Raw genomic sequence first — 5,273 nt, 5'->3', positions numbered from 1 at the left:
ATGGTAGAAATTACTCGAAGTTTATTTGAGCAAATTTTTGTCAGTAATTGATGAGCCAAGATTGGTACACTATATGTACTATTGATTTTAAACTGAAGAGTTTGATCATGGCTCAGATTGAACGCTGGCGGCAGGCTTAACACATGCAAGTCGAGCGGGAATAGGTAGCTTGCTACCGATTTCTAGCGGCGGACGGGTGAGTAATGCTTAGGAATCTGCCTATTAGTGGGGGACAACATTTCGAAAGGGATGCTAATACCGCATACGTCCTACGGGAGAAAGCAGGGGATCTTCGGACCTTGCGCTAATAGATGAGCCTAAGTCGGATTAGCTAGTTGGTGGGGTAAAGGCCTACCAAGGCGACGATCTGTAGCGGGTCTGAGAGGATGATCCGCCACACTGGGACTGAGACACGGCCCAGACTCCTACGGGAGGCAGCAGTGGGGAATATTGGACAATGGGGGGAACCCTGATCCAGCCATGCCGCGTGTGTGAAGAAGGCCTTTTGGTTGTAAAGCACTTTAAGCGAGGAGGAGGCTACTTTGGTTAATACCTAAAGATAGTGGACGTTACTCGCAGAATAAGCACCGGCTAACTCTGTGCCAGCAGCCGCGGTAATACAGAGGGTGCGAGCGTTAATCGGATTTACTGGGCGTAAAGCGTGCGTAGGCGGCTTTTTAAGTCGGATGTGAAATCCCCGAGCTTAACTTGGGAATTGCATTCGATACTGGGAAGCTAGAGTATGGGAGAGGATGGTAGAATTCCAGGTGTAGCGGTGAAATGCGTAGAGATCTGGAGGAATACCGATGGCGAAGGCAGCCATCTGGCCTAATACTGACGCTGAGGCACGAAAGCATGGGGAGCAAACAGGATTAGATACCCTGGTAGTCCATGCCGTAAACGATGTCTACTAGCCGTTGGGGCCTTTGAGGCTTTAGTGGCGCAGCTAACGCGATAAGTAGACCGCCTGGGGAGTACGGTCGCAAGACTAAAACTCAAATGAATTGACGGGGGCCCGCACAAGCGGTGGAGCATGTGGTTTAATTCGATGCAACGCGAAGAACCTTACCTGGTCTTGACATAGTAAGAACTTTCCAGAGATGGATTGGTGCCTTCGGGAGCTTACATACAGGTGCTGCATGGCTGTCGTCAGCTCGTGTCGTGAGATGTTGGGTTAAGTCCCGCAACGAGCGCAACCCTTTTCCTTATTTGCCATCGGGTTAAGCCGGGAACTTTAAGGATACTGCCAGTGACAAACTGGAGGAAGGCGGGGACGACGTCAAGTCATCATGGCCCTTACGACCAGGGCTACACACGTGCTACAATGGTCGGTACAAAGGGTTGCTACTCCGCGAGGAGATGCTAATCTCAAAAAGCCGATCGTAGTCCGGATTGGAGTCTGCAACTCGACTCCATGAAGTCGGAATCGCTAGTAATCGCGGATCAGAATGCCGCGGTGAATACGTTCCCGGGCCTTGTACACACCGCCCGTCACACCATGGGAGTTTGTTGCACCAGAAGTAGGTAGTCTAACCGTAAGGAGGACGCTTACCACGGTGTGGCCGATGACTGGGGTGAAGTCGTAACAAGGTAGCCGTAGGGGAACCTGCGGCTGGATCACCTCCTTAACGAAAGATTGACGATTGGTAAGAATCCACAACAAGTTGTTCTTCATGACGATGTATCTGAGGGTCTGTAGCTCAGTTGGTTAGAGCACACGCTTGATAAGCGTGGGGTCACAAGTTCAAGTCTTGTCAGACCCACCACTACTGACGAAGTACGGAAAATCAGAACATTGACTTATTGATAAGCTGGGGACTTAGCTTAGTTGGTAGAGCGCCTGCTTTGCACGCAGGAGGTCAGGAGTTCGACTCTCCTAGTCTCCACCATACATTGCTACGCAATGTATAGAGAACGAAGCTAAAATAAACAATCAAACGATTGTTAGCTTAGTCCTTAAGCGATCAAGTGTTTAGGTTATAGAGCTTAGCAACAAAGTGGCGTATGATTCGCTTCATTGTTATTAAGCTCTGTGATTTATCACAGTTTCCTGACCTGACGAAGGCTGGAAAAATCATTAACAGAATATATTTGAGTTGAAATAATTTGTTCATACTCGTTTGATTTAACCTAACAAGCAATTGTGAAAGTTGAATGAAATGAGTTACTAGCGAAATTAACTGAATCAAGCGTTTTGGTATATGAATCTAATTGAAGCTGTACAGTGATTAAGTTCACGAAGCTCTAAACTGTAATGTTGGTTGATCTACTTGTAGGATCAAACGACTGTTTGGGGTTGTATAGTCAAGTAATTAAGTGCATGTGGTGGATGCCTTGGCAGTCAGAGGCGATGAAAGACGTAATAGCCTGCGATAAGCTCCGGGGAGGCGGCAAATATCCTGTGATCCGGAGATTTCTGAATGGGGAAACCCACCCGCTATAAGGCGGGTATCATAAACTGAATACATAGGTTTATGAGGCGAACGAGGGGAAGTGAAACATCTCAGTACCCTTAGGAAAAGAAATCAATTGAGATTCCCTCAGTAGCGGCGAGCGAACGGGGAAAAGCCCATTAAGTTATCTAAGCTTTAGTGGAACGCTCTGGGAAGTGCGACCATAGTAGGTGATAGTCCTGTACACGAAAGGGCTTAGATAATGATGTCGAGTAGGGCGAGGCACGTGAAACCTTGTCTGAATATGGGGGGACCATCCTCCAAGGCTAAATACTCCTGACTGACCGATAGTGAACCAGTACCGTGAGGGAAAGGCGAAAAGAACCCCTGTGAGGGGAGTGAAATAGATCCTGAAACCGCATGCATACAAGCAGTGGGAGCCAACTTGTTTGGTGACTGCGTACCTTTTGTATAATGGGTCAGCGACTTACATTCAGTAGCAAGGTTAACCGATTAGGGGAGCCGTAGAGAAATCGAGTCTTAATAGGGCGTTTAGTTGCTGGGTGTAGACCCGAAACCGGGTGATCTATCCATGAGCAGGTTGAAGGTTGGGTAACACTAACTGGAGGACCGAACCCACTGTCGTTGAAAAGCCAGGGGATGACTTGTGGATAGGGGTGAAAGGCTAATCAAACTCGGTGATAGCTGGTTCTCCCCGAAAGCTATTTAGGTAGCGCCTCGGACGAATACCATTGGGGGTAGAGCACTGTTTCGGCTAGGGGGTCATCCCGACTTACCAAACCGATGCAAACTCCGAATACCAATGAGTACTATCCGGGAGACAGACTGCGGGTGCTAACGTCCGTAGTCAAGAGGAAAACAATCCAGACCGCCAGCTAAGGCCCCAAAATTGTAGTTAAGTGGGAAACGATGTGGGAAGGCATAGACAGCTAGGAGGTTGGCTTAGAAGCAGCCACCCTTTAAAGAAAGCGTAATAGCTCACTAGTCGAGTCGGCCTGCGCGGAAGATGTAACGGGGCTAAAACTACATGCCGAAGCTGCGGATTTACACATTAGTGTAAGTGGTAGGGGAGCGTTCTGTAAGCCGATGAAGGTGGATTGAGAAGTCTGCTGGAGGTATCAGAAGTGCGAATGCTGACGTGAGTAACGACAAAACGGGTGAAAAACCCGTTCGCTGAAAGACCAAGGGTTCCAGTCCAACGTTAATCGGGGCTGGGTGAGTCGACCCCTAAGGCGAGGCCGAGAGGCGTAGTCGATGGGAAATTGGTTAATATTCCAATACTTCAGTGTAATGCGATGAGAGGACGGAGAAGGTTAAGTCAGCCTGGCGTTGGTTGTCCAGGTGAAAGGAAGTAGGCATGTATCTTAGGCAAATCCGGGGTACTCTATGCTGAGATCTGACAGCAAGCTGTACTTGTACAGTGAAGTGGCTGATACCATACTTCCAGGAAAAGTCTCTAAGCTTCAGTTACACTGGAATCGTACCCGAAACCGACACAGGTGGTCAGGTCGAGTAGACCAAAGCGCTTGAGAGAACTCTGCTGAAGGAACTAGGCAAAATGGTACCGTAACTTCGGGAGAAGGTACGCTGCTTTTGGTGATGGAACTTGCTTCCTGAGCTGAGAGCAGCCACAGAAACCAGGCCCCTGCAACTGTTTATTAAAAACATAGCACTCTGCAAACACGAAAGTGGACGTATAGGGTGTGATGCCTGCCCGGTGCTGGAAGGTTAATTGATGGGGTTAGCGTAAGCGAAGCTCTTGATCGAAGCCCCAGTAAACGGCGGCCGTAACTATAACGGTCCTAAGGTAGCGAAATTCCTTGTCGGGTAAGTTCCGACCTGCACGAATGGCATAATGATGGGGGCGCTGTCTCCAGCAGAGGCTCAGTGAAATCGAAATCGCCGTGAAGATGCGGTGTACCCGCGGCTAGACGGAAAGACCCCGTGAACCTTTACTGCAGCTTGACATTGAACTTTGATCTTACTTGTGTAGGATAGGTGGGAGGCTTTGAAACCGAGACGCTAGTTTCGGTGGAGCCAATCTTGAAATACCACCCTGGTAATATTGAGGTTCTAACTCTGCTCCATGATCTGGAGCGAGGACCATGTCTGGTGGGTAGTTTGACTGGGGCGGTCTCCTCCTAAAGAGTAACGGAGGAGTACGAAGGTGCGCTCAGCGTGGTCGGAAATCACGCGTAGAGTATAAAGGCAAAAGCGCGCTTAACTGCGAGACCCACAAGTCGAGCAGGTACGAAAGTAGGTCTTAGTGATCCGGTGGTTCTGTATGGAAGGGCCATCGCTCAACGGATAAAAGGTACTCTGGGGATAACAGGCTGATACCGCCCAAGAGTTCATATCGACGGCGGTGTTTGGCACCTCGATGTCGGCTCATCTCATCCTGGGGCTGAAGCAGGTCCCAAGGGTATGGCTGTTCGCCATTTAAAGAGGTACGCGAGCTGGGTTTAGAACGTCGTGAGACAGTTCGGTCCCTATCTACCGTGGGCGCTGGAAATTTGAGAGGATCTGCTCCTAGTACGAGAGGACCAGAGTGGACGAACCTCTGGTGTACCGGTTGTGACGCCAGTCGCATCGCCGGGTAGCTATGTTCGGAAGGGATAACCGCTGAAAGCATCTAAGCGGGAAGCCTACCTCAAGATAAGATTTCCCTTGGACTTTATGTCCACTAAAGAGCCGTTGAAGACTACGACGTTGATAGGTTGGATGTGGAAGTGCGGTGACGCATGAAGCTGACCAATACTAATTGCTCGTGAGGCTTGACTATACAACACCCAAACAGTTGTATATATAGCATCAATTGATTCACATATAATCAATCAAACTTGATTTAGTTGAAAAGCT

2 tRNA genes and 2 rRNA genes are annotated in these 5,273 nt (G+C 49.0%); all 4 read left to right on the top strand.

Annotated elements, in window-relative coordinates:
• The first annotated feature begins 89 nt into the window (after nt 1–89).
• Nucleotides 90–1,628 (top strand): 16S ribosomal RNA (locus M5F03_RS04345).
• Between the two features lie 61 nt (nt 1,629–1,689).
• Nucleotides 1,690–1,766, top strand: a tRNA-Ile gene (locus M5F03_RS04340).
• Between the two features lie 47 nt (nt 1,767–1,813).
• Nucleotides 1,814–1,889 (top strand) — tRNA-Ala (locus tag M5F03_RS04335).
• A gap of 413 nt (nt 1,890–2,302) precedes the next feature.
• Nucleotides 2,303–5,196: ribosomal RNA gene (locus tag M5F03_RS04330) — 23S ribosomal RNA — on the top strand.
• The 16S and 23S rRNA genes sit together here with 2 tRNA genes alongside, the layout of an rRNA operon.
• Nucleotides 5,197–5,273: the final 77 nt, after the last annotated feature.

Source organism: Acinetobacter amyesii (genome assembly GCF_023499985.1).
Lineage (GTDB): Bacteria > Pseudomonadota > Gammaproteobacteria > Pseudomonadales > Moraxellaceae > Acinetobacter > Acinetobacter amyesii.
The sequence above is the reverse complement of the archived record's forward strand: the minus strand, read 5'-3'. Positions and strand labels throughout refer to the sequence as shown.